23 protein-coding genes are annotated in these 24,672 nt (G+C 42.6%); 9 read left to right on the top strand and 14 right to left on the bottom strand.

Annotated features, from left to right (window positions below; all coding sequences use genetic code 11):
• Nucleotides 1-149 precede the first annotated feature (149 nt).
• The 4 genes from xseB (at nucleotide 150) to caiF (ending at nucleotide 4,426) form a co-directional block, all read left to right on the top strand.
• Nucleotides 150-401, top strand: a complete 252-nt coding sequence (xseB, locus tag M1F17_RS03515) for an exodeoxyribonuclease VII small subunit (RefSeq protein WP_004914571.1) — start codon at nucleotides 150-152, stop codon at nucleotides 399-401.
• A 3-nt stretch (nucleotides 402-404) separates the two neighbouring features.
• Complete coding sequence (gene ispA, locus M1F17_RS03510; RefSeq protein WP_164454996.1) at nucleotides 405-1,322, top strand: (2E,6E)-farnesyl diphosphate synthase; 918 nt, start codon at nucleotides 405-407, stop codon at nucleotides 1,320-1,322.
• A gap of 252 nt (nucleotides 1,323-1,574) precedes the next feature.
• Entirely contained in the window at nucleotides 1,575-3,440 is a 1,866-nt protein-coding gene (dxs, locus tag M1F17_RS03505) for a 1-deoxy-D-xylulose-5-phosphate synthase (RefSeq protein ID WP_094961962.1), read from the top strand.
• 593 nt (nucleotides 3,441-4,033) lie between these two features.
• Nucleotides 4,034-4,426 carry a carnitine metabolism transcriptional regulator CaiF gene (caiF, locus tag M1F17_RS03500; RefSeq protein ID WP_094961959.1) on the top strand — a complete coding sequence of 131 codons (393 nt, stop codon included), beginning with the start codon at nucleotides 4,034-4,036 and terminating at the stop codon, nucleotides 4,424-4,426.
• A gap of 78 nt (nucleotides 4,427-4,504) precedes the next feature.
• Here the strand turns inward: caiF and caiE are convergent, their stop codons facing one another.
• The 6 genes from caiE to caiT all read right to left on the bottom strand — a co-directional run bounded on the left by caiE (nucleotide 4,505) and on the right by caiT (nucleotide 11,604).
• Nucleotides 4,505-5,098, bottom strand: coding sequence for a carnitine operon protein CaiE (gene caiE / locus M1F17_RS03495; RefSeq protein WP_004905486.1), 594 nt, complete (start codon nucleotides 5,096-5,098; stop codon nucleotides 4,505-4,507).
• A gap of 22 nt (nucleotides 5,099-5,120) precedes the next feature.
• Nucleotides 5,121-5,906, bottom strand: a complete 786-nt coding sequence (gene caiD, locus M1F17_RS03490) for a crotonobetainyl-CoA hydratase (protein ID WP_094961958.1) — start codon at nucleotides 5,904-5,906, stop codon at nucleotides 5,121-5,123.
• Nucleotides 5,907-5,994: 88 nt separating this feature from the next.
• Nucleotides 5,995-7,554 (bottom strand): crotonobetaine/carnitine-CoA ligase, encoded by a 1,560-nt coding sequence (gene caiC, locus M1F17_RS03485; protein ID WP_094961957.1) that lies wholly within the window; start codon nucleotides 7,552-7,554, stop codon nucleotides 5,995-5,997.
• A 71-nt stretch (nucleotides 7,555-7,625) separates the two neighbouring features.
• Nucleotides 7,626-8,846, bottom strand: coding sequence for an L-carnitine CoA-transferase (gene caiB / locus M1F17_RS03480; protein ID WP_036958556.1), 1,221 nt, complete (start codon nucleotides 8,844-8,846; stop codon nucleotides 7,626-7,628).
• 63 nt (nucleotides 8,847-8,909) lie between these two features.
• Nucleotides 8,910-10,052 (bottom strand): crotonobetainyl-CoA dehydrogenase, encoded by a 1,143-nt coding sequence (gene caiA / locus M1F17_RS03475; RefSeq protein WP_004905499.1) that lies wholly within the window; start codon nucleotides 10,050-10,052, stop codon nucleotides 8,910-8,912.
• Nucleotides 10,053-10,086: 34 nt separating this feature from the next.
• The gene (caiT, locus tag M1F17_RS03470) at nucleotides 10,087-11,604 is read right to left on the bottom strand and encodes an L-carnitine/gamma-butyrobetaine antiporter (RefSeq protein WP_004905502.1); all 1,518 of its coding nucleotides are present in this window, start codon (nucleotides 11,602-11,604) and stop codon (nucleotides 10,087-10,089) included.
• Between the two features lie 533 nt (nucleotides 11,605-12,137).
• Between caiT and fixA the strand changes: the two genes are divergently transcribed.
• The 5 genes from fixA (at nucleotide 12,138) to M1F17_RS03445 (ending at nucleotide 16,889) form a co-directional block, all read left to right on the top strand.
• A complete protein-coding gene (gene fixA / locus M1F17_RS03465; RefSeq protein ID WP_004905507.1) occupies nucleotides 12,138-12,908 on the top strand; it encodes a putative electron transfer flavoprotein FixA in 771 nt (256 codons plus the stop codon).
• Between the two features lie 11 nt (nucleotides 12,909-12,919).
• Nucleotides 12,920-13,861 carry an FAD-binding protein gene (locus tag M1F17_RS03460; RefSeq protein ID WP_004905511.1) on the top strand — a complete coding sequence of 314 codons (942 nt, stop codon included), beginning with the start codon at nucleotides 12,920-12,922 and terminating at the stop codon, nucleotides 13,859-13,861.
• A 54-nt stretch (nucleotides 13,862-13,915) separates the two neighbouring features.
• Complete coding sequence (gene fixC / locus M1F17_RS03455; protein ID WP_112307837.1) at nucleotides 13,916-15,202, top strand: FAD-dependent oxidoreductase FixC; 1,287 nt, start codon at nucleotides 13,916-13,918, stop codon at nucleotides 15,200-15,202.
• Nucleotides 15,199-15,486, top strand: a complete 288-nt coding sequence (gene fixX / locus M1F17_RS03450; RefSeq protein WP_004905518.1) for a ferredoxin-like protein FixX — start codon at nucleotides 15,199-15,201, stop codon at nucleotides 15,484-15,486. The genes fixC and fixX overlap by 4 nt, the downstream gene beginning before the upstream one ends.
• 77 nt (nucleotides 15,487-15,563) lie before the next feature.
• On the top strand, nucleotides 15,564-16,889 hold the full coding sequence (locus M1F17_RS03445) for an MFS transporter (RefSeq protein WP_004905520.1): 1,326 nt from the start codon (nucleotides 15,564-15,566) through the stop codon (nucleotides 16,887-16,889).
• Nucleotides 16,890-17,204: 315 nt separating this feature from the next.
• Here the strand turns inward: M1F17_RS03445 and pgpA are convergent, their stop codons facing one another.
• The 8 genes from pgpA to secD all read right to left on the bottom strand — a co-directional run bounded on the left by pgpA (nucleotide 17,205) and on the right by secD (nucleotide 24,646).
• Complete coding sequence (gene pgpA / locus M1F17_RS03440) at nucleotides 17,205-17,723, bottom strand: phosphatidylglycerophosphatase A (RefSeq protein WP_094961952.1); 519 nt, start codon at nucleotides 17,721-17,723, stop codon at nucleotides 17,205-17,207.
• A 1-nt stretch (nucleotide 17,724) separates the two neighbouring features.
• Nucleotides 17,725-18,708, bottom strand: coding sequence for a thiamine-phosphate kinase (gene thiL, locus M1F17_RS03435; RefSeq protein WP_004905525.1), 984 nt, complete (start codon nucleotides 18,706-18,708; stop codon nucleotides 17,725-17,727).
• Between the two features lie 243 nt (nucleotides 18,709-18,951).
• A complete protein-coding gene (gene nusB, locus M1F17_RS03430; protein ID WP_036958557.1) occupies nucleotides 18,952-19,368 on the bottom strand; it encodes a transcription antitermination factor NusB in 417 nt (138 codons plus the stop codon).
• A gap of 103 nt (nucleotides 19,369-19,471) precedes the next feature.
• Nucleotides 19,472-19,945, bottom strand: a complete 474-nt coding sequence (gene ribE, locus M1F17_RS03425; protein ID WP_004905531.1) for a 6,7-dimethyl-8-ribityllumazine synthase — start codon at nucleotides 19,943-19,945, stop codon at nucleotides 19,472-19,474.
• Between the two features lie 90 nt (nucleotides 19,946-20,035).
• Entirely contained in the window at nucleotides 20,036-21,151 is a 1,116-nt protein-coding gene (ribD, locus tag M1F17_RS03420; RefSeq protein ID WP_094961951.1) for a bifunctional diaminohydroxyphosphoribosylaminopyrimidine deaminase/5-amino-6-(5-phosphoribosylamino)uracil reductase RibD, read from the bottom strand.
• A gap of 5 nt (nucleotides 21,152-21,156) precedes the next feature.
• Nucleotides 21,157-21,606 (bottom strand): transcriptional regulator NrdR, encoded by a 450-nt coding sequence (gene nrdR, locus M1F17_RS03415; RefSeq protein ID WP_004914623.1) that lies wholly within the window; start codon nucleotides 21,604-21,606, stop codon nucleotides 21,157-21,159.
• Nucleotides 21,607-21,819: 213 nt separating this feature from the next.
• Nucleotides 21,820-22,788, bottom strand: a complete 969-nt coding sequence (secF, locus tag M1F17_RS03410) for a protein translocase subunit SecF (RefSeq protein WP_004905538.1) — start codon at nucleotides 22,786-22,788, stop codon at nucleotides 21,820-21,822.
• Between the two features lie 10 nt (nucleotides 22,789-22,798).
• Nucleotides 22,799-24,646 (bottom strand): protein translocase subunit SecD, encoded by a 1,848-nt coding sequence (gene secD, locus M1F17_RS03405; protein WP_071585895.1) that lies wholly within the window; start codon nucleotides 24,644-24,646, stop codon nucleotides 22,799-22,801.
• Between the last annotated feature and the right edge of the window lie 26 nt (nucleotides 24,647-24,672).

Below are 24,672 nucleotides of genomic sequence, written 5' to 3'. Positions count from 1 at the left end.
TTGTCAATAAAGAGGCGTATTATAACACTATCTTGCGGGTTGAATCTAAAAACCCCAATAATAAATTGTAACCGTAGCAAGACTGCGTTAGTCTGCTGAATATTTAAAATCCCTCGAATTAACTGATTTCACATTAGTGGCTAAAGACTATGGCTAAAGAAAAAACTCAGCAAGTTCCGACTGTTAGTTTTGAAAACTCACTTCAAGAGCTAGAACAGATCGTCGCTCGCCTAGAATCCGGTGAACTTCCCTTAGAAGATGCCCTTAATGAGTTTGAACGTGGTGTTCAAATTGCTAAACAAGGTCAAAAAGTATTACAGCAAGCAGAGCAACGTGTACAAATTTTGCTAAGCGATGACGAAAATAAACCTCTAGCCGATTTTTCACCTGATACAGAATAAATTATGTCTGAACAACATTTAGATAGCTTTACGCAGCAACAAAAGCAAGCTTACGACAGAGTCAATCAATACCTATTAGATGCCTTAAATGCGCTGCCGTTTGCAAACCTCCCTCTAGCGCAAGCTATGCGCTATGGCACATTATTAGGTGGAAAACGCTTACGTCCATTTTTAACTTATGCCATCGGCTCGATGTTTGGTGTTAGCCAAGAAAACCTTGATGCCCCTGCTGCTGCAGTCGAATGTATTCATGCTTATTCATTAATCCATGATGATTTACCTGCAATGGATGATGATGATTTACGTCGTGGCCAACCGACTTGCCATATTAAATACGGTGAAGGCAATGCGGTGCTTGCTGGAGATGCATTGCAAACATTGGCTTTCCAATTGCTGTCATCTGCACCAATGCCAGATGTAACAGACAAAGACCGCATAGCGATGATTGCAGAGTTATCATACGCAAGTGGCTTAGCAGGTATGTGTGGCGGACAAGCACTTGATTTAGATGCAGAAGGGAAGCAAGTTGACCTTGAATCTCTCGAGCGCATTCATCAACATAAAACAGGGGCATTGATTCGTGCTGCAATCCGTCTTGGTGCTTTTGCGGCAGGTGAAAAAGGTCAACAATTGTTACCTGTTTTAGATAAATATGCACAATCCATCGGTCTTGCCTTTCAAGTACAGGACGATATCCTAGATGTTATCGGTGATAGTGAAGTCACGGGTAAACGCCAAGGAACTGATGCCGAACATGAAAAAAGTACCTATCCATCGCTATTAGGGCTTGAAGCGGCGCAGAAAAAAGCACGTGAGCTATATCATGATGCAATAGATGCTTTAGAGACACTCCAGTCCCATGGATATAATATAGAAATGTTAAGCGCTTTAGCTAATTTCATTATTGAACGTAAAAACTGACAATATGCTTTGCCTTTTGGCTACAAGAAGATCGATAATTACGGCAATTTATTACCCTAATGTATCTTCGAATCATTCCTATAACACAACAAAATAGATGGATGACTTCTTAATCACTCGAGAGTTATAGGCAGACGATAAACGAAGGCAACCCAACAGCACATAGAGGCTTTATGCAGCTAAATACTGAAAATAGTCATTTTGTTATGGCTAAGTAAGTTGGGTTTTTTATTAATTATAAGTGAGCAACTAATGAGTATTGATATCGCTAAATATCCAACGCTAGCCTTGGCAGAGACACCAGATGAGCTTCGTCTGTTGCCTAAAGAGAGTTTGCCCAAGCTTTGTGATGAACTCAGACAATTTTTACTGAGTAGCGTAGGTCGCTCTAGCGGTCACTTTGCTTCTGGTCTTGGCGCTGTTGAGCTCACCGTCGCACTACATTATGTCTATAAAACGCCGTTTGATAACCTTGTGTGGGATGTCGGCCACCAAGCCTACCCACATAAAATATTAACGGGGCGCCGTGACCGTATTGATACCATTCGTCAAAAAAATGGTTTACATCCCTTTCCATGGCGTGAAGAAAGTGAATATGACATTTTAAGCGTTGGCCATTCCTCAACATCCATTAGTGCCGGTTTAGGCATGGCCATTGCCGCAGAAAAAGAAAAACAAAACCGTAAAACGGTTTGTGTGATTGGTGATGGCGCCATTACCGCAGGAATGGCATTTGAGGCGATGAACCATGCTGGGGATGCTGCACCTGACATGTTGGTTATCTTAAATGATAACGAAATGTCTATTTCAGAAAATGTTGGCGCACTAAACAACCACTTAGCTCACTTGCTTTCTGGAAAGCTCTACACAACATTGCGTGAAGGTGGAAAAAAAGTTTTTTCTAACATGCCACCTATTAAAGAGCTGCTGAAAAAGACAGAAGAACACATTAAAGGCATGGTCGTACCGGGGACCATGTTTGAAGAATTAGGTTTTAACTATATTGGCCCTGTTGATGGCCATGATGTTGTTGCCTTAGTTCAAACGTTAAAAAATATGCGTGATTTAAAAGGCCCGCAATTTTTACATATCATGACCAAGAAAGGCCGGGGTTATGAGCCAGCAGAAAAAGACCCTATTAGCTGGCATGCTGTTCCTAAATTTGACCCAAGTACCTTCACTTTACCTAAAAGCAAAGAGACGGGGCCAACATTCTCTAAAATCTTTGGGGATTGGCTGTGTGAAGAGGCCAAAGACGATAGCAAGCTGATGGCTATCACCCCTGCGATGCGTGAAGGGTCTGGTATGGTTCGGTTTTCTAAAGAATTCCCAGAGCAATACTTCGATGTCGCGATCGCGGAGCAACATGCTGTCACCTTTGCGGCAGGCCTCGCCATTGGTGGCTATAAGCCTATTGTTGCTATCTATTCCACTTTCTTGCAACGCGGTTATGATCAAGTCATTCATGATGTGGCTATCCAAAAGGTACCTGTCATGTTTGCAATTGACCGGGCAGGCATTGTTGGGGCTGATGGACAAACTCACCAAGGTTCTTTTGATATTTCATTCCTGCGCTGTATACCAACCATGGTTATTATGGCTCCAAGTGATGAAAATGAGTGCCGCCAAATGCTGCATACTGGCTACCATTACCAAGATGGCCCATGTGCGGTTCGTTACCCTCGAGGTACAGGAACAGGCGCTGAATTACAGCCGTTATCACCACTGCCTATTGGTAAAGGTATTATTCGTCGCCAAGGTGAAAAAGTCGCTATCTTATGTTTTGGCACATTATTAAGCCACGCATTAGTTGCTGCTGAACAACTCAATGCAACTGTTGTAGATATGCGTTTTGTGAAGCCTTTAGACGAAGCTCTGGTCCTCGAAATGGCCAATACCCATGATGTACTTGTCACTCTCGAAGAAAATGCCATCATGGGTGGTGCTGGTAGCGGTGTGAATGAGTTCCTAATGCATGAGAAAAAAATCATTCCAACCTTAAACCTTGGTTTACCTGACTATTTTATTTCTCAGGGTACCCAAGAGGAACTTATTGCTGAACTGGGCTTAGATTCCACAGGTATTGTTAATTCTATTAATAACTACTTAGCCAAATAGTTTTTATCTTCAGGGCATTGCATTAACAATACAATGCCCTATTCAATCACAAAGCCAATCACTCTTATTCCTTTTCTTAATACGCTAAAAAAGTGTTTAGTTCCCTATTATTACTGACTCACTAATGTTCATTTAAAAAAATCACCTATGTCACATTTTTATTATATTTCAAGATCATTAAAATAAAATATAAAACCAAATATAATCAGTTTATCTACAACGATATTCAGCTATTTACCTGAAATAAGAATACAAACAAAGCTTTTATCTTGAATGTAAATTTTCACAATAAAGGCATGCAAATTATTTTAAAATCTATTAATATGAACTTTGTCACTGTATGACAGCGTAATTTAGTCTCTGAATTATATTCGTCACATATCATTATGAAATATTATTTTTTATATGTAAGAAATGATAATTTATTTTTATAACGAATATATTATTTTAACAATTTTAACCAGAAATTAATAAATAATTATTTTGTTTTCTTAATTAACAAACCAGGAAACAAATAAACGCTATTCCAACTACAATTTTCATATGGTTTATTTTTATTTAGTCGATTTTAATAAATAGATTTGGGAGCGCTTATGTGTGGACAATATATTAATGAACCCTTGTATTTATCTATTGCAAACTGGGTAATGAAACAAGGCCGCTGGACTACAGCTAGAGAGATATCTAACAACTTTGATATCCCGCATCCTAATGCAGTCAATATTGTTTCTTATATTTTATCTGATGTTGCTGAAATTCAGTGTGAAGTAAAAATGATCCCAAATAAATTATCGGGACGAGGCTGCCAATGCCAGCGGCTTATTAAAGTTAAGAAAATTGATAACCAGCTTTATGCACGTTTAAGAAATCATCAAGCTGAAAAAGTCACTATCGATTCTCCTATAAAAGCAGCCTCTATGCCACCAAGTGAATTAAATCGAGAGCAAAAATGGCAATGGATGCTATCAAAAGCACAACGTCGTTAAACCTATTTCTTAGCTTCACATCAATAAAAAACGCAGACTTCACTATCTGCGTTTTTTATTTTACGGCCTTTTTGTGAATCATTGCCCCTTAGGTTTTACATCCGTTGTACCAAATAATTGGGGTCGATTAGCTTCAAGCTCTATTAGTGGCTGGGTTTCCTGTAAGTGTTGCTGATACCGGCACGCTAAGTCTTGATATTCCTTAGTATTTAACTGCTTCCAATGCAGTTCTTCATCAGTCACTAAGCGTAAAAAACGGGCTGGACTTCCGACTAACATCTGACGGTATTCTCCTTGAAACCCAGCTTTAACAAAACTCATCGCAGCAACAATGCTTTGCTCGCCAATGACAGCACCGTCCATGATCACACTATTCATACCGACTAAAGCATCACGACCAATAATACATCCGTGCAAAATAGCACCGTGACCTATGTGTCCGCACTCATGGACAATCGTTTCAACATCACTATAGCCATGCATAATGCAACAGTCCTGAATATTCGCACCTTTTTCTATGATCAAACGACCATAGTCCCCTCGCAAAGAGGCGTTAGGCCCGACAAACACTCCTTCACCGATAATCACATCACCAATCACTACCGCTGATGGATGTACATATGCGGTGGGATGAACAACTGGGATCACCCCTTCAAAAGCGTAAAAACTCAAGATTCACCTCACTGCTAGCGTACTAGCGCCCTTTCCAACTCGGTGAACGTTTTTCGGAAAACGCCAGCGGGCCTTCTGTTGCATCTTCTGAGTGTAAAACCGCAGGGTAGTTTTTCAGCACGCCGCTACGCATAAGTTTATACCCCTCTTCAACTGTAAGTTCACCTGTAGCGCGGAAAATTTCTTTCAGTGCAGCGACAGCAAGTGGCGCACTTTGGGTGATTTGTTCTGCAAGTTCACGGGCTTTATCCATCAGGCTCTCAATAGGAACCACATCGTTAGCAATTCCCCAACGTAATGCTTCCTGCGCATCCATTCGCCTGCCGGTCATCACCATTTCATTCACGATTGGCGCAGGTAAAATTTTAGGTAAACGTAAAACACCACCGCTATCCGGAACAATCCCGAGTTGGGCTTCAGGTAATGCGAAACTGGCATTTTCAGAACAAATAATCATATCTGCCGCTAAAGCCAGTTCAAAACCACCGCCAAACGCATATCCATTCACCGCAGCAATAACAGGTTTGTTTAAATTAAAAATTTCAGTCAAACCGGCAAAGCCTCCTGGACCAAAATCAGCATCAGGTGCTTCACCTTCCGCCGCAGATTTTAAATCCCAACCCGCAGAGAAAAATCGCTCTCCTGCCCCGGTAATAATGGCGACACGCAGCGAAGGGTCATCGCGAAAATTAAGGAAAACTTCTCCCATTTTGAAACTAGTTTTTGCATCTATTGCATTTGCTTTAGGTCTATCGAGTATGATTTCTAAAATAGCGCCATTTCGAGTGATTTTTAATGATTCGCTCATAATATAATCCTTTCTTCGTCGTGCAGTGACGCTTCAGGTTGCGCATGTGCAGCCCGAAAATGTATGCAAAATTAATCAAGTTTGTCGATTATTGCAGATATTTTTTCAATACTTTTCCAGAACAGTTACGCGGTAAATCTTTACGTACCTCAACACACGTTGGTACCTTAAATTTCGCCATTTGTTTTTCACAAAAAGCAAAAAATTCTTCCTGGGTTAAGGTTTCACCCTCTTCAAGCACAATAAAGGCTTTAATCGCTTCATCTCGAATATCATCCGCAACACCGATCACCGCCACATCCACAATGGCAGGGTGTGAGGCGATAATATTTTCGATTTCACTGCAAGAGACATTTTCTCCACCGCGTTTGATCATATTGCTGCTTCTATCGACAAAATAGAAAAAGCCGTCTTTGTCTTGGTAAGCAAAGTCACCCGTATGCATCCATCCCGCTTCGTCAAAGGTTTTTGCTGTCGCTTCAGGGCTGTTGTAATACTCTTTAAAGAGGGTTTTACCACGTTCACCTTTTACACAAAGCTCACCAATAACCCCTGTTCCGACAGGTTGGTTATTTCTATCCCGAATTTGAGCTTGATAACAAAAACCAGGGCGGCCAATGGATGGCCAACGACGCATATCGCCAGGCCTATCACCAATCAAACCAACTATCGTCTCCGTCATTCCATACGAAGTTAAAAACCGCTTCACCCCAAAACGGGCCATAAACTGGTCGCGTTCTTCTTCACTTAAATTGAGGTAAAACATGGCTTCTCGTAAACAATGATCTTTTTCGTTATCCGCCAGCGGCTGGCTTAATAATGTGCGGATCATCATTGGGATAAGTTCGACGACAGTCGCTTTGTATTTCACCACTTGTTGCCAAAAACGGCGTGCGCTGTATTTCTCTAATAAAACAAACGTAGCACCGGCAGAAAATGCAGCCATAGAAGCCGTACATTGGCAATCAATATGAAAAGCAGGCATGACCGTTAAATAAATATCATCGGAGCGCAAGCTGTTTTGCCAAGAAGAGTAATAACCCGCAAAGCGGAGGTTATAGTGAGTAATAATCACCCCTTTAGGTTTCGAGGTGGTACCAGAAGTAAATAAAATTTCGGCCGTATCCTCGACATGCAATTCAACCACCTGAGTCAACTGCGTATGTTGTTGTGACTGCTCAAGCCAAAAGTCAGAAATATGCTCTACGGGTTCAATTTGCGTTTCTGTAATCAAAAAAATATGTTCTAAGCTGGTCGCTTCATCAGCGAATACTTGTTGATAAATATCTAAGAAAGAGGAGCAAGTTACCACCATTTTGGGTTGGCAGTTCTGCATGATCCAGGCACTTTCACTGTATTTATAACGCGCATTAATTGGGACCATAATCGCCCCAATTTTAGCCAAGCCAAACCAGCAAAAGAAAAATTCAGGGCAATTATCTAAATGTAAAGCCACTTTATCGCCTTTTTGAATGCCATAAGCTAAAAAGAGGTTGGCGGTGCGATTAATTTGCTGGTTCATTTCTAAGTAACTGAACTCGCTAACCTTTCCATCGCAGGATTCAAAGATAAGCGCCTGACTGTTACCGTGGGTGACTGCTAAGTCATCCCACATTTGACGCAAATTTTGTTTACCGATTACATCCATTAATTGTTACCCATCATTTCCCTGATGAATACTCAGCTCAATAGTCATCATTGCCCTGAGTACCCATTCAATTAATCAACTATTTTGGCTAGCCCTTTATTGACTAACCCCCGAATATCAGTTTCGCTGTATCCAATATTTTTTAAGATATCTGTCGTGTCCATACCGTGTGATGGCATGCCTCGCCAGATTTGTCCGGGGTTATTTTTGAATTTAGGCATGACATTAGGACCACGGCAGGTTTTTCCTTCCATTGTTTGCCAACTGGTAATAGATTCGCGTGCAATGTATTGAGGATTGGTTTCTAGCTCAGGAATCGTAAGGACTTTGGCGCTAGCAATATTCAATTCCGCGAGTCTTGCTAGCACTTCATCAATCGAACGTGAACCTAGCCATTCATCGAGTTTTTCTTCCACTAAAGGCCCATAAGGGCATTCCACACGGTGAATTAGCTGTGTGCCTTCCGGTATTTCTGGTGTACCTAACAGATGCGCTAACCCAATATCTTTGAAAATTTCCTGAATTTGCGTGATGCCGACAATTTCCATCACGATATAACCATCTTTACAGCTATAGAGACCACAACCTGCGTAATAGGGGTCTTTTCCTTTTGTCATACGTGGACAGATTTCGCCGCCATTAAAGTAGTCCATCATGAAGTATTGCCCCATACGCAACATCACTTCATACATGGCAACGTCAATACTTTCACCTTTTCCGGTTTCACGCGCTTTATACAGTGCCGCGAGAGCCGCTGTTGTGGCGGTCATGCCAGAAAAATAATCTGCGGTATACGGGAAAGCAGGCATTGGCTGGTCTTTATCACCGTTTTGGATCAGATAGCCGCTGAAAGCTTGAGCGATGGTGTTATAAGCTGCGAGGTTGGTATATTGTGGGTCACCGTACTGCCCAAAACCGGATAAGTGTGCAATAACTAGTTTAGGGTTATGTTCCCAAAGTACTTCATCCGTGATACCACGGCGAGCAAATGCGGGGCCTTTACTCGCTTCAATGAAGATATCCGTGGTTTCCATCAGTTTCAAAAATGCGTCACGCCCTTCATCCTTAAAAATATTCAATGATAATGCACGTAAATTACGTCGTGACAGCTGAGGGTAGTTGGGTTGAACGCGAATAGTGTCTGCCCAAGCGACATTTTCTATCCAGATCACTTCAGCGCCCCATTCTGCAAACATTTGCCCTGCAAATGGGCCAGCAATTTCAATTCCTGAAAATACCACTCTAACCCCAGCTAGAGGGCCAAATTCTGGCATAGGTAGATGCTCTGCCATGCTCTTATCTCCTGTGAAGCAGGGTTGGCCTTCTCGTGAAAGCCATCCCATTACGTTCAGTTATTAGCGGTATTGTTTTAGTACGCTACGGCCTAATGTCAGTATTTGCATTTCATCTGAACCGCCTGATACGCGATCCACACGCAGATCACGCCAGAAACGGGCGATCCGGTGCTCACCTGCAATTCCTACACCACCGAGTACTTGCATCGCAGAGTCCACGACTTCAAATGCCGCATTTGCACAGAAGTATTTACACATTGCTGCATCTCCAGAGGTGATCAATCCATTGTCACTCTTCCATGCAGTTTCATATAACATGTTGCGCATTGAATTGAGCTTGATCGCCATATGTGCAAATTTTTCTTGAATTAACTGAAAACGGCCAATGGCTTCACCAAATTGAACACGCTGGTTAGCATAACGAGCCGCATCTTCGAACGCACACATCGCAGTACCATAGTTAGTTAAGGCCACTAAGAAACGTTCATGGTCGAACTCTTCTTTTACACGGTTAAAACCATTACCTTCGCGGCCAAACATGTCCTTTTCATCAAGTTCGACATTATCAAAAGTGATTTCACAACAGCTATCCATGCGTAAACCCAGTTTTTCAAGTTTGTTCACCTTGATTCCTGGTTTGCTCATATCTAAGAACCATTCGGTGAAAACAGGTTTATCTGGTGAATCCGCATCACGGCTCATCACCACAATGTATGGGGTGTAAGCACTACTGGTGATAAAACATTTACTACCGTTCAAATACACTTTGCCATTACGGCGTTGGTAAGTGGTTTGTAGGCTACCTACGTCAGAGCCAGCCCCCGGTTCAGTGATCGCCGAGTTCCACATTTGTTTACCCGTACCGCGGAACGCCATGATTTTATCAATCTGCTCTTGAGTTCCTTCTCTTAGCACTGTATTAAAACCGCCCGGTAGTTGGTACAGCACATAAGTTGGTGCTCCCAGGCGACCCAGCTCCATCCATACCGCAGCAACGGTGATAAACCCTGCATCTAAGCCGCCATGTTCTTCTGGGATCAGCAGGTTATCGATTTCCATATCCGCTAACGCTTTTACAAAGCGTTCAGGATACTTACTGTCGCGGTCACATTCAGCGAAATAGCTTTCCCAGTTTTCACTGGCCATCAGTTCACGGATCCCTGCGACAAACAGCTCCTGCTCATCATTCAATCTAAAATCCATATCAATAACCTCTTAAATGTTGTTTCTGAGTAAATTAGTCATTTTTCCAATGCACTTTGGCATCTTTAATAAAGGAGAGCGTTACCATGATGTTGACGAAAAAAAGTGGGCATCCTCCGGCAATTATCGCTGTTTGAATGGGTTTTAATCCGCCTAACGCCAGCAAAACAATGCCGATAACACCGACTAAGACAGACCAACCGATGCGCACTAACAATGGCGGTTCATCACCATCTTTCACTGCGCGACAAGTCGACATAGCGAGGGTGTAGGAACAGGCATTAATGAGTGTCACAGTGGCGATAAAGCAGAGGATGAAGAAGCCCCAAATTGTTACAGTGCTCAAAGGTAAGGCAGCCCATGTTTCAATGATGGCGCGCGCAACGCCGAATTCTTCAATTAGTTTGGGAACATTAATAATATTTTGGTCAACAAGTTGGAGTGTGTTACTCCCTAAAATAGTCCAAATTAACGTTGTTCCCGCCGTTAAGCCTGCCACCATCCCGATACACAACTCACGGACGGTACGGCCTTTAGAAATACGTGCGAGGAAGATACACATTTGAATGGCATAGATAACCCACCATGCCCAGTAAAACACTGTCCAGCCTTGTGGGAAGCCACTTTTACCTACCGCATCGGTATAAAACAGCATGCGAGGCATATACATCATTAGGACACCGATAGAATCAGTGAAATAGTTCACAATGAAGCTAGCGCCACCAACAATAAATACCCATCCCAACATCAAGAAACTCAGGTAGCTACGGACGTCACTCGCAATTTTCACCCCTTTTTGCAGGCCGAAAGCCACACAAATTGCATTTAGGATGATCCAACAGAAAATGATGATGGCATCAAGTTGTAAGGTATGAGGAATACCAAATAAATATTGAATACATTCAGTAACTAACGGTGTTGCTAATCCTAGACTAGTTCCCATTGCTAATATCAACGCAACGAGATAGAAGTTATCAACAAGCGTACCAAACCACCCGTTTACCCGTTTTTCCCCTACCAGAGGAACTAGCGTACTACTTGGACGAATAACATCCATTTTGCGAACAAAGAAGAAATAACCGAATGCGACAGATAAGAAGCTATAGGTCGCCCATGGGAGTGGTCCCCAGTGAAACAGGCTGTATGCAAGCCCAATATTTTTAGCCTCATTTGAATAAGGTTCAAAGCCAAAAGGCGGTGCAGAAACGTAATAATAGATTTCAATCGACCCCCAAAACAGCACAGCGGCTGAAGTACAAGATGCGAACATCATAAAAATCCAGCTTGCTCGGCTAAATTCAGGCTTCTCTTCCCCTAGACGTTTTTTAGCGTATGGTCCTAAAATCAACCAAAACCAGCCACCAAACATCACGACCATATACCACTCAAATGCCCAGCCCCACACATTGGTGACATAGCTGAAAACTTGGTTGATAACTTCATTTGAAGCATCAAGGTCACGGACAGTTAACCAACACAATAGTCCAACAATGATCAACGGCGGAAAAAAAACCTTAGGTTCTATTCCACCTTTTTTATTTTCTTTGCTCATAGTTCGATCCCAATTTATTATTTAATACATAAGTTTTAAAATAGATATTATTCTCAATACCTAATACATAACCTCATACTTACATTTATTTAAAACTTATATTTATTATTAAATCCCAATAAACCTAATTAAGTATTAATTCAAATCCTATCCAAATCATGTCTAGTCCCCATTAACAATTCTGTTATTAAGGTCACAATATTATTCGTGATAAATAATTGTTATTGTTTTTTCCATTTAAAATAACTTTAAACATCAATAAATACATAGAGATAAAATATTGTGTAACGTTAATGTTATTAAATACCTTCAGTATTGGTGATTCAGGTAGCAATATTGAACATTTCATTGATAACTAGGTGATTTTTATAATATTGGTGAGTAGGGTATCAGTATGAGCATTTAAATCCTCTTTAATTTAACGTTTTCAATATTGGTGACTTAGGTTTTATTTTTAAATATCCAGATCATGATAATTATATAATCCGAAACCGAAACGGATCATATTTATTAATATTATTTTAGGAGATGTAATGAATATTATTACATGCTATAAATCTGTTCCTGATGAACAAGATATTATTGTAAATAGCTCAGATGGTTCTTTAGATTTTTCACGTGCCGATACCAAAATCAGTCAATATGATTTAAATGCAATTGAAACTGCCAACCAAATAAAAGCGCAGCAAGCAGACAGCAAAGTAATTGCGTTAAGTATTGGTGGTAAAGCACTAACTAATATGAAAGCACGTAAAGATGTGCTATCACGTGGCCCAGATGAGCTGGTTGTTGTTATTGATGACCAACTTGAGCATGCACTGCCCCATCAAACTGCGATTACCCTTGGTGCCGCGGCACAGAAAGTGGGCTTTGATTTAATTATTTGCGGTGATGGTTCCGCAGATCTCAATGCACAACAAGTGAGTATTTTATTAGGTGAAACCCTGCAAGTTCCTGCCATTAATGGTGTGAAAAACATTGTTTCTATCACAGCCGATACGGTGATTGTAGAGCGTGAACTGGAAGACGAAATTGAAACCTTATCCCTTCCATTACCAGCCATTATCGCTGTTACCTCCGATATTAACGTTCCCGTTATTCCATCCATGAAAGCCATCTTAGGTGCTGCTAAAAAACCCGTCCAAGCTTGGACGATGGCAGATATTGGCTTAGATAACGTTGCCGCATTATCGTCTCAATCTATCGCCGCACCAAAACAGAAAGTTCGCCAGCGAATCATTATTGAAGGTGATGGAGATGATCAAATTGCGCAATTTGCAGAACATTTAAGAAAAATCATTTAATCGGAGGAGTTATGAGCAAATTATCAACCGTTTGGGTATTTAGTGACATGACTTCCCGTTTGCCTGAACTTATCGGCGGTGCTCTCACCCTTGGTGAGCAAGTCAATGTTTTCGCCCTAGATGAAGCGCAAAGCTCACAAGCTTTTCAACTTGGTGCGACCCAAGTTTTTCAATTAGCAGGTAAACCCGACGACCGTATTATTGAAGATTATGCAGACACTATCGTTTCAACCATCAAACAGCATGGTGATAAAGGTTTATTACTGTTACCGAATACCCGTAGAGGTAAATTACTAGCAGCACGCTTAGGGGCTAGACTACAAGCAGTCGTCTCTAACGATGCAACAGCAGTTACAATCGAATCTGGAAAACCTGCAATTAAACATATGGTTTACGGTGGTCTCGCCTTCGGTCAAGAGACTCTAGATAGCGCATTTTCAATTGCAACACTTACCTCTGGTACATTTGAAGCAGCCCCAAGTGATGCATCACGTAACGGCACGGCTCAAGCTACACAATGGGTCGAACCAAAACAATCTATTGTACGTACCTCGATTCAGAAAAAAGCAGGTAGCTCAGTTGAACTAGATAAAGCACGCTTAGTTGTCAGTGTAGGACGGGGTATTGGTAGTCAAGAAAACATCGCTATTGCTAAAACGCTTGCCGACACAATAGGTGCTGAAATCGCTTGTTCCCGCCCAGTCGCAGAAAATGAAAAATGGATGGAACATGAGCGCTATGTGGGTATTTCCAACTTAATGCTCAAACCAGAGCTTTACCTCGCTGTCGGCATTTCAGGGCAAATTCAACATATGGTCGGTGCGAATGGCGCACAAACTATCGTCGCTATCAACAAAGATAAAAATGCCCCTATTTTCCAATTTGCTGACTACGGGATAGTAGGCGATCTGTTCAAAATCTTACCTGCTTTAACGCAACAACTGGCGAAATAAACTCAATAACAGTGAGGCATTTTCCTCACTGTTTTAGTGACCTTTGGAGAAACTATGTCCGATGATATTTTTGATGCAATCATTGTAGGTGCAGGCCTAGCCGGCTCTGTGGCTGCATTGGTGCTTGCCCGTGAAGGTGCGCAAGTTCTCCTAATCGAAAGAGGAAACTACGCGGGCGGTAAAAACGTAACAGGTGGGCGAATGTATGCCCATAGCTTAGAACGAATTATTCCTGGCTTTACCCAAGAAGCGCCTATTGAGCGCATGATCACACGCGAAAAATTGTCATTTATGACCGAAACCGGTGCTGTCACTGTTGATTTTCAAAATTCTGCAGCACAAAACCCAGATGAAACCTCTTGGTCTGTACTAAGGGGAAAACTGGACCCATGGCTGGTTGAACAAGCCGAAAATGCCGGTGCGCAGTGTATTACAGGTATTCGAGTTGATAAGTTAGTTGAACGCGATGGCAAGGTCGTCGGTGTGGAGGCTGATGGTGATGTACTTGAAGCTAAAGTGGTCATTTTAGCAGATGGTGTCAATTCACTATTGGCAGAACAACTTGGTATGACAAAACGCGTCAATGCAGAACATGTTGCCGTTGGGGTTAAAGAATTAATTGAACTACCAAAAGATGTGTTGTGCAACCGCTTTAATTTAAATGAGAACGAGGGCGTTGCTTGGCTATTTGCAGGCTCACCGACCGATGGCTTGATGGGCGGAGGCTTCCTTTATACCAATGAAGATACTATTTCTTTAGGTTTAGTCTGTGGCTTACACCACATCAAAGACGCTAAGAAATCTGTTCCGCAAATGCTTGAAGACTTTAAACAGCACCCCGCCGTTGCACCGTTGATTGAAGGCGGAAAAATGGTCGAATATGCCGCTCACGTTGTTCCTGAAGCAGGTTTAAAAATGCAGTCAGAATTAGTACGTGATGGGGTATTAATTGCTGGTGATGCGGCTGGTATGTGTATGAATTTAGGTTTTACTATTCGTGGTATGGACTTAGCTGTTGCCTCCGGTGAAGCGGCAGCAAAAGCCGTACTTAGCGCAATGAAAACCGACGATTTCAGCAAACAAAATTTAAATCAATACCTCACACTGCTCAACGAAGGCCCACTGCGGGACATGAAAATGTACCAAAAAATGCCTGAGTTTTTGGATAACCCTCGCATGTTTTCTGCTTACCCAGAAATGGCAGTTGGTATTGCCAAAAAACTCTTCACTATCTCAGATGAAGCGCCTGTGCCTTTACGTAAGACCATGTTACAACACGCGAAGAAAGTGGGCTTTATGAATTTGCTCAAAGATGGAATTAAAGGAGTCAGAGCAATATGAGTAATCCAGTCAACGTTGATGTCAAACTCGGCATTAATAAATTTAATGTCGATGAAGAAAACCCGCATATTGTGATAAAAGAGCATCCAGATATGAATGTGCTCGAAACATTAACTAAAGCTTGCCCAGCGGGATTATATAAAAAACAAGAGGACGGCTCAGTACGTTTCGATTATGCCGGTTGTCTTGAATGTGGAACCTGCCGCATTCTTGGCTTAGGTAGTGCATTAGAAAAATGGGAATACCCACGCGGCACTTTCGGTATTGAATTTCGTTACGGCTGATTTATTTAGCATAACTCTCGGAGCTAATAACTTCGAGAGTTTTCAAGCGTTTATTTACGCTGACACTGGGATGCATAATGAAACCAAAAAGTTTTGATGATATCCAATTTTCCTCCGTTCATCGGCGGATTATGCTTTGGGGCAGTGGAGGGCCTTTTCTGGATGGTTATGTATTAGTCCTGATCGGCGTTGCCTTAGAACAACTCACACCCGTATTAAGCTTAAGTAGTGAATGGATTGGCTTATTAGGCGCTGCAACATTAGCGGGCCTATTCATCGGTACTTCTCTATTCGGCTATATTTGCGACCAAGTCGGTCGTCGTAAAATGTTTTTAATTGATATTGTTGCCATTGGTGCTATTTCAGTGGCGACCATGTTTGTCTCAACACCGATGGAGCTGCTTATCATGCGGTTCTTAATCGGGATAGTAATAGGTGCGGACTACCCAATTGCAACGTCAATGATCACTGAGTTTTCCAATACTAAACAGCGCGCATTTGCTGTCGGGTTTATTGCGGCTATGTGGTATGTGGGTGCAACCTGTGCCAATCTCGTCGGTTATATGTTGTATGACGTGGAAGATGGCTGGCGCTGGATGCTTGGTAGCTCAGTGATCCCTTGTATTATCATTTTGATTGGTCGTTTTGATTTACCTGAATCACCTCTTTGGCTGATCCGCAAAGGGCGCGTTAAAGAATGCGAAAAAATGATGGAAAAGCTGTTTGGTCAGCCTGTGGTATTCGAAGCCGAAGAACAACAAAAAACACATTTCATCCAATTATTCACTAAGCGCCATTTTTCTTTTGTTCTATTCACTGCCATTATTTGGACCTGCCAAGTGATCCCGATGTTTGCAATTTACACCTTTGGCCCACAAATTGTTGGGCAATTGGGCTGGGATCAGGGGAAAAATGCCGCACTGGGTAACGTGGTTATTAGCTTATTCTTTATGTTAGGCTGTTTACCCGCGATGTATTGGTTAAATAAAATGGGCCGGCGGCCACTATTGATTGGTAGCTTTGCGATTATGACCCTTGCACTTGCCATACTTGGGCTATTCTCAAACCTCGGTATTTGCCTTGTGATTATTATGTTTGGCATTTACGCTTTCTTCTCCGGCGGGCCGGGTATTTTACAATGGCTCTACCCTAATGAACTGTTTCCAACAGATATTCGTGCCTCTGCCGTTGGGGTAATTATGTCCATCAGCCGTATTGGAACCATTTTTTCAACGTGGGCATTACCACTGTTTATCACTAAATATGGGGTCAGTTCAGTGGTGTTAATGGGGGCAGGTGTTTCTTTGCTCGGGCTAATTGTTTCTATCCTATTTGCACCAGAAACCAAAGGATTAACCCTAGCACAAACCTCCGTGATGGGTATTCGGCGCAAAAAGAAGTAAAAGAAGTAAAAGAAGTAAAAGAAGTCACCACGATATGCAATCACATCAAATATACACGTATTTATACGCTAAATAGTTCAGATTGTAGGTAGGCGGCAAGCGAATAAGACCCTAGGAGCATACACAAGTATGTGACTAGAGCGAATAAGCGAAGCCAACACCCCTACAATTTGAAATATGACGCGTATTTATACGCTAAATAGTTTGGGTTGTGGCTAGGCGGCAATCGAGGTTATCCCGATGAGCATACACAAGTATGTGATTCGGGTAACCGAACGCAGCCAACAACGCCACAACGCAAAATATGACGCGTATTTAGTTGGTTGAGAATGGCATAATGTCATACCAAACCAACAACCAAATAGTGACATAAGCAAAAATCGCCGCAATGATATCGTCAATCATAATACCAAAACCGCCGCTGACTTTTCGGTCAAAAAACCGTATTGGCCATGGCTTCCACATGTCGTAAATGCGGAAAATAAAGAAGGCGGTAATGACCCACTCATAATCAACAACTGGGATCGCCATTAGCGTAATCCACATCCCAATAAATTCATCCCAAACAATACTGCCATGGTCATGAATTTTCATATCGTCGGAAGTGCGTTGGCAAATTAGGCAACCAATCCAAAAACCCACGATAATGAGTACCCACACACTCCAAATTGGCATGTTTGCCATTAATAACCAGAAAGGTATCGCAGCAAGAGAGCCCATTGTGCCAGGCACAATAGGAGAAAGGCCACTACCAAACCCCGTAGCCAATAAGTGCCAAGGATTACGCATAGTTAGCCGTTTTTTTGCTTCCGCTTTTTCTTGGCGACTTGCCATTCTATGCACCTTCCGAAACAAAATGATCGAAACCTTTTAGGTTTACATCAACTTCTTGGTTATTGCAAAAGTAGCTAATTCCTTCAGACTGCGGCTTAATTTGCCCGATACACGTAAAGCCTGACCCCGTATGCGCTAATGCCATCTCTAACGCTCCACGATTAATTTCAGGAACAGTAAAACAGAGTTCGTAATCTTCACCACCACTCAAAGACCATAAACGCCCTTGCTCAATACTACAACTTTGTTTCAACGCTTCTGATTGAGGCAATGCATCTAAATTAATCCGTGCACCACAACCACTCGCTTTCAAGATATGGTTAAGATCGGAAACTAAACCATCCGAAATATCAATTGCAGAAGAAGCCAGGTTTCTCAGCGCTTGGCCTTGTAAAATCCGTGGCTGCGGACGTAAATGGCGCGCAATTAGCCATTCTTGATGCTCTACATTTTCAACATTCAGTTTGTCTTGCAAAATAGCTAAGCCTGCCGCGCTATCACCGAGAGTACCAGTGACATAAATCCAATCGCCATTACGCGCTCCTGCGCGAGACATCGCCTTACCATTTGGTACTAAACCATGAACCGTATACGTTAAACTCATTGGCCCACGAGTTGTGTCACCACCAATCAATTGCATTCCATAATAATTAAGCTGTTCAAACAAGCTATCACTGAAAGATTGCAACCAATCGCAATCAACACAAGGCAATGTAATGGCTAAGGAAACCCATGCAGGGTCTGCGCCCATCGCTGCAAGGTCACTTAAATTAGATGCTAATGATTTATAAGCAAGATCAGCCGGTGAAATGGTAGGTAGGAAATGGATACCAGAAACGAGAGTGTCAGTACTTACTGCAAGTTGCTGTTTTTCTGGAATGGTCATCAACGCACAATCATCGCCAATACCGATATTAACATCACGTCGGTTAGTGGTTTGACGGTTAAAATAACGCGCGATGAGGTCAAATTCGCCATATGACATGGTAGATTTTCCGTTTTCGCTATATCTATTTTCGTTTGAGACGAAGCAAATAATTTACACCCTAATAATTCAATAATAGGTAAATAGCACACAATTGCTAACCTAAACAGCGTATCTAATTGGCTACAATTATTCTTCGCTCACCTGTCATTGAAATATCGCGAGCATATAAACACAAAGGTAGACTGGAACCCAGCCTACCTATTTATTACCGTAGTGCTACAGGAGGGAACCCTGATATTATTATTTTTTACGACGAACTGCAGGTGCCGCTTTGTCTAATACACCGTTAACAAATTTATGGCTATCTTCTGCGCCAAAAACTTTCGCTAATTCAATACCTTCGTTGATTGCAACTTTATAAGGTACGTCTTCACGGAAACTTAATTCAAACATGGAGACACGTAAAATCGCTTTTTCTACCTGCCCTAACTCTTCTAGCTGACGAGATAAATAAGGCGCCATCAGTTGATCAAGTTTTGTCGCGTTGGTCGCAACACCTGATAACAGTTCACGAAAATAGTTTACGTCAACGTCTGACATGTCCTGTTCAGCAATAAACTCATATTCCACTTCAGCAATTGGATTGCCAGATAATTGCCATGAATAAATGGCCTGTACAGCACACTCACGAGCGCGGCGACGAGCAGCAGGTTTCACAAGATTCCCCTTAAATTTAAAAACTGTACACAAAAAACACTTGTTGCATTGCGTTATCTACACCATTGTGGCGAAAAAACGGCAACATCGAGCTAATTGTGTATTATTTGCCTTTGATGGCCTTAATTACATTAATCATTTCAAGTGCTGTCAGCGCAGCTTCAGCACCTTTATTACCTGCTTTAGTACCCGCACGTTCAATGGCTTGTTCGATATTTTCAGTGGTTAACACACCAAAAGTCACTGGCACTTCACTGTTCATCGCGACATGAGATAGGCCGGAACTACATTCACCTGCAACATATTCAAAGTGAGCTGTACCACCACGAATAACGGTACCTAATGCAATTACTGCATCATATTTATTAGTTTCAACTAATGCTTTTGTGGTCAACGGTAGCTCATAAGCGCCTGGAACCCACACAATTGTGATGTTGTCATTTGAAACCTGACCAATGCGCTCTAACGCATCAACAGCACCTTCCAGCAGACTATCATTAATAAAGTTGTTAAAACGAGCGATAGCGATAGCAACACGCGCTTGTGGAGCAGCAACAACACCTTTAATTACGTTCATAGCCTTCCTCTAATATTAATTATAACCCGCGGGGCGCGGATTTTATCACATTCTTTCGTGTATCGTACGTATGATTTTCAAAAAAAACACTTACCATACGGGACGAAGCCTGACGCGTAGGTCTGGCCCGACTTGCTTCACTTCTGTAAATTCAAATTTTGGCGCATCAATAAGGGCATTAAGCGGTGGGAAGTCCACCAGGCCTCGAGCGCTATTTCCTAATAATTTAGGCGCAATATAGACAATCAGCTCATCCACTAAACCTAACTTAAGCAATGAGCCTGCAAGTTTTGCCCCTGCTTCAACCCAAATGCTATTCACATTACGTTTAGCCAATTGCATCATCAAAATAACGAGATCGGTGCCGTTTTCATCAGCAGGAACAGCGAGTTGCTCAACTTGCCCTTGCCATACTGCATTTTCATCTGGGTTTGAACGCACTAACCAGCATTCACCATCTAATTGAGTGACTTTATGGCCAGAAGTCACACGATTGTGGTTATCCAACACAATACGAATGGGCTGGCGCACTTGGTTTTCTGGATAAACTTGTTGGATGTCTGATGGGAGCTCGTTCCAACGTACCGTTAAAGAAGGGTCATCAGCAACAACCGTGCTGCTCGTACTTAAGATAGCGCTAGCCTCGGCTCGAAGAGCTTGTACATCTTTGCGAGCTGCCGAGCTGGTAATCCATTTACTTTCCCCTGATTCAAGGGCGGTTTTGCCATCGAGTGAAGCGGCAAGTTTCAACTGGATATAAGGAAACCCGGTACGCATACGTTTTAAAAAGCCGCGGTTTGCCGCTTCAGCATCGTTTAATAAAACATTACTGCGCGTTTCAATCCCTGCTTGCGACAACATATACAGGCCACGGCCCGCAACTTGAGGGTTTGGGTCTTGCATGGCAGCAACAACGCGGCTTACACCCGCTTTGATCAGCGCCTCTGCACAAGGTGGGGTACGACCATGATGACTGCAAGGCTCAAGGGTGACATAAGCCGTTGCCCCTTGCGCTTTATCTCCTGCCATTCTTAGTGCATGGACTTCAGCGTGGGGTTCCCCCGCTTTTTGATGATACCCTTCACCGACAATAATACCATCACGCACAATCACACACCCGACATTTGGATTAGGTGATGTGGTAAAACACCCTTTTCGTGCCAACTCAAAAGCACGAGCCATATACATGTTGTCTTGTTCAATCATTGGCGTTAATCCTGTAATTTAGCGATTTCTTCGCCAAATTCACGCACATCTTCAAAGCTGCGATAAACAGAAGCAAAACGGATATAGGCAACTTTATCGAGCTTTTTCAGCTCATCCATGACCAAACTGCCAATTAATTTCGACGGAACTTCGCGCTCCCCGGTAGCCCTAAGCTGGGATTTAATAGAAATAATAGCTTGTTCAATATCATCAGAACTTACAGGCCGTTTTTCTAATGCCTTTTGCATACCACGATTAAGCTTTTCTTCATCAAAAGGCTCACGAATATCGTCGCTTTTAATGACTCTAGGCATGACAAGTTCAGCCACTTCAAAGGTTGTGAAGCGTTCATGGCACAGTAAGCATTGGCGGCGTCTACGGACTTGGGACCCTTCACCGACCAGACGCGAGTCAATAACTTTCGTATCTACAGCTGAGCAGAATGGGCAGTGCATAGCGTTTCCTGAATCTATTTAGGGGGAGATAGTTTACCCTACTATGCGAGAAAAAACACCCTAGAAGATGCCTCCTAGGGTGTTCTCGTTGCTCTTCATATTTCGCGTTGTGAGAGTATTAGCTGCACTCCGATACCCTAGTCACATAGTTTACTATGGTTCCTAGGGATGTCGTTCACTTGCTGCCTACTCACACACGAACTATTTTAAGAACTAAGGCAGTAACGACTCTTGGTCTGCACCTTCTTTTTCGACTTTCGCTTGCATCAAGTGTTCACGCTTCATACCCATCTTCAGTGCTAGTGCAGAAGCCACGTAAATAGATGAGATAGTACCGATAGTTACACCGATTAACATAACCAATGAGAAGCCTTCCAACATTGCGCCACCGAACAGGTATAGCATCAGAACCACTAATAATGTGGTTGCTGATGTCATAATGGTACGGCTCAATGTTTGCGTCAAAGAGACGTTCATGATTTCGTACGGTGTCCCACGACGAATTTTACGGAAGTTTTCACGGATACGGTCTGATACAACGATACTGTCGTTCAGCGAGTAACCGATAACCGACATCAATGACGCCACGATAGTCATATCTATCTCAATATGGAACAAAGACAGAATACCTAAAGTAATCACCACGTCATGCGCAAGAGATAGCACGGCACCCGCAGCCAAGCGCCATTCAAAACGGAACCCAACATAGATTAGGATACAAATCAACGCAGTTAACAGAGCCAAAGCCCCTGTTTGCGCCAATTCAGCCCCAACACTTGGCCCCACGAATTCAATGCGTTTTACGGTTGCTTTATCATCCACACTTTGGTTGATAATCGTGATAATTTCTTTGCCGACTTCTTGACCCGCGGTGCCTTCAATAGGCGGGATACGGATCATGATGTCGCGGCTGCTACCAAAGTTTTGGATTAGTGGATCTTTATGGTTCGAGTTAGACAAGCTATCACGAATTTTATCCAAATCAGCTGGCTGACTTAAGTTGATTTCAATTACCGTACCACCTGTGAAATCTAAGCCCCAGTTAAAACCCTTGACGCCGATAATCACAAAAGAAGCAATCAGTAATACGATAGAAATGCTAAAGGCAACGTTGTCCCAGCGCATAAAGTCATAAACTTTACGACCATAGTTCAATTGTTCAACAGTATAATCCTGTGCCACAACGTGCTCCTTAAATTGACAGCTTGTTAATACGTTTACCGCCGTAAAGCAGGTTCACGATAGCACGTGTACCGACGATAGCTGTAAACATAGAGGTTGCGACACCAATCGCTGTCGTAATCGCAAAGCCTTTAATAGACCCAGTACCCACTGCATATAGAATAATCGCAGTGATAAGTGTCGTTAAGTTTGCGTCTGTAATACTTGAGAAGGCGCCTTTATACCCTTCATGAATCGCTTGCTGAACAGATCGACCGTTCTTGAGCTCTTCTTTAATCCGTTCGTTAATAAGAACGTTAGCATCGACTGCAACTGCAAGGGTTAATACAATCCCCGCAATACCTGGCATGGTCAGCGTTGCCCCCGGTAATAAGGACATAACACCAACAATTAACACCAAGTTTGCTAACAGCGCACTACTCGCAATCAGACCAAATTTACGATAATAAATAATCATAAACAGGATAGAAGCTAACAGACCTGCGATACACGCTTTTAGCCCTTGCTCGATATTTTGCATACCCAGTGTTGGACCAATGGTACGTTCTTCAACAATTTGGATTGGCGCAATCAACGCACCAGCACGTAACAGTAATGAAAGCTGGCGAGCTTCAGTACCGTTAGTAATACCCGTAATACGGAATTTGCTACCAAAACGCGCAGAAATACGTGCCGCATTGATGACCTTTTCATCTTTCACCAAAATTGAACGGCCAGTTGCATCTTTTTTACCACTGTCTTTGTATTCAACAAACAGCGTTGCCATCAGCTTGTCTTGGTTATCACGTGTAAAGTCAGACATGATAGAACCACCAGCACTATCAAGACTGATACTCACTTGTGGTTGGCCATTTTCATCCGCTTCAGAGGTTGAATCCGTAATATGGTCACCCGTTAAGATCACACGCTTATATAAAACGTAAGGCATGCCTTCACGGTCATATTTAACTTCTGAATCACCTGGTACACGGCCACTTTCTGCTGCGGAAGAATCGACTGAAGTATTCACCAAACGGAATTCTAATGTCGCAGTCGCACCTAAAATTTCTTTTGCGCGAGCAGTATCTTGGATACCGGGTAATTCAACCACAATTCGGTCAGCACCTTGGCGTTGAACGAGTGGCTCCGCAACACCTAATTGGTTTACACGGTTGCGAATAATAGTAATGTTCTGAGAAACTGCATAGTTACGTGCTTCACGTAAACGCTCGTCGGTCATAACAGCAATCATGGTGTTATCGCTGCCATCACTAAAGACTAAGTCTGGGTATTTACGAGACAATGCTTTTTCAGCTTGGCTACGATCGTCCGCGTTACGGAAGCGAACTTCCACGCTGTAATCATTGCCTTTACGAATAGAAGAGTACGCAATGCCTTCTTGACGCAGGTCATTACGCAAACCATCCATGTTTTGTTCCTGCAATTTACCTAATGCAGTGTCCATATCAACTTCCATCAGGAAGTGAACCCCACCACGCAGATCAAGACCAAGCTTCATCGGTTCACCACCGATCGCTTCGAGCCACTTAGGCGTTGCAGGTGCAAGGTTTAATGCAACAACATACTGGTCACCCAGTGCATTCATGATCACTTCACGCGCACGTAACTGAACATCAGAGTTGTTGAATCGGGCTAAAATTGCCCCATTTTCTAGAGAGATAGATTTACTCTCAATTTTATCGTCTTTTAACGATTTTTGGACTTGGATCAGCGTTTGTTCATTGGCGGCGGTTCCCCGCACGCCAGTGATCTGAACAGCCGGATCCTCACCATATAGGTTTGGAAGTGCATAAAGCAAACCGATGAGGATCGCAAAGATCAACATCAGATACTTCCACAAAGGATAACGGTTTAGCACGGCAGTTCCCTTCGGGAGAATCAGAA

This window comes from Providencia sp. PROV073 (assembly GCF_033688125.1).
Lineage (GTDB): Bacteria > Pseudomonadota > Gammaproteobacteria > Enterobacterales > Enterobacteriaceae > Providencia > Providencia hangzhouensis.
Note: the sequence above shows the minus strand (reverse complement) of the source record. Positions and strands in the feature narration are given on the sequence as shown.

What these genes read in the sequence shown, in the direction of transcription:
- M1F17_RS03460 (WP_004905511.1), top strand. Translation starts at nt 12,920, where the DNA reads ATGAGCAAATTATCAACCGTTTGGGTATTTAGTGACATGACTTCCCGT.
- fixC (WP_112307837.1), top strand. Translation starts at nt 13,916, where the DNA reads ATGTCCGATGATATTTTTGATGCAATCATTGTAGGTGCAGGCCTAGCC.
- xseB (WP_004914571.1), top strand. Translation starts at nt 150, where the DNA reads ATGGCTAAAGAAAAAACTCAGCAAGTTCCGACTGTTAGTTTTGAAAAC.
- M1F17_RS03445 (WP_004905520.1), top strand. Translation starts at nt 15,564, where the DNA reads ATGAAACCAAAAAGTTTTGATGATATCCAATTTTCCTCCGTTCATCGG.
- caiD (WP_094961958.1), bottom strand. Translation starts at nt 5,906, where the DNA reads ATGAGCGAATCATTAAAAATCACTCGAAATGGCGCTATTTTAGAAATC.
- nrdR (WP_004914623.1), bottom strand. Translation starts at nt 21,606, where the DNA reads ATGCACTGCCCATTCTGCTCAGCTGTAGATACGAAAGTTATTGACTCG.
- thiL (WP_004905525.1), bottom strand. Translation starts at nt 18,708, where the DNA reads ATGTCATATGGCGAATTTGACCTCATCGCGCGTTATTTTAACCGTCAA.
- dxs (WP_094961962.1), top strand. Translation starts at nt 1,575, where the DNA reads ATGAGTATTGATATCGCTAAATATCCAACGCTAGCCTTGGCAGAGACA.
- caiC (WP_094961957.1), bottom strand. Translation starts at nt 7,554, where the DNA reads ATGGATGTAATCGGTAAACAAAATTTGCGTCAAATGTGGGATGACTTA.
- ribE (WP_004905531.1), bottom strand. Translation starts at nt 19,945, where the DNA reads ATGAACGTAATTAAAGGTGTTGTTGCTGCTCCACAAGCGCGTGTTGCT.
- fixX (WP_004905518.1), top strand. Translation starts at nt 15,199, where the DNA reads ATGAGTAATCCAGTCAACGTTGATGTCAAACTCGGCATTAATAAATTT.
- caiT (WP_004905502.1), bottom strand. Translation starts at nt 11,604, where the DNA reads ATGAGCAAAGAAAATAAAAAAGGTGGAATAGAACCTAAGGTTTTTTTT.
- fixA (WP_004905507.1), top strand. Translation starts at nt 12,138, where the DNA reads ATGAATATTATTACATGCTATAAATCTGTTCCTGATGAACAAGATATT.
- caiA (WP_004905499.1), bottom strand. Translation starts at nt 10,052, where the DNA reads ATGGATTTTAGATTGAATGATGAGCAGGAGCTGTTTGTCGCAGGGATC.
- ribD (WP_094961951.1), bottom strand. Translation starts at nt 21,151, where the DNA reads ATGATTGAACAAGACAACATGTATATGGCTCGTGCTTTTGAGTTGGCA.
- caiF (WP_094961959.1), top strand. Translation starts at nt 4,034, where the DNA reads ATGTGTGGACAATATATTAATGAACCCTTGTATTTATCTATTGCAAAC.
- caiB (WP_036958556.1), bottom strand. Translation starts at nt 8,846, where the DNA reads ATGGCAGAGCATCTACCTATGCCAGAATTTGGCCCTCTAGCTGGGGTT.
- pgpA (WP_094961952.1), bottom strand. Translation starts at nt 17,723, where the DNA reads ATGGCAAGTCGCCAAGAAAAAGCGGAAGCAAAAAAACGGCTAACTATG.
- ispA (WP_164454996.1), top strand. Translation starts at nt 405, where the DNA reads ATGTCTGAACAACATTTAGATAGCTTTACGCAGCAACAAAAGCAAGCT.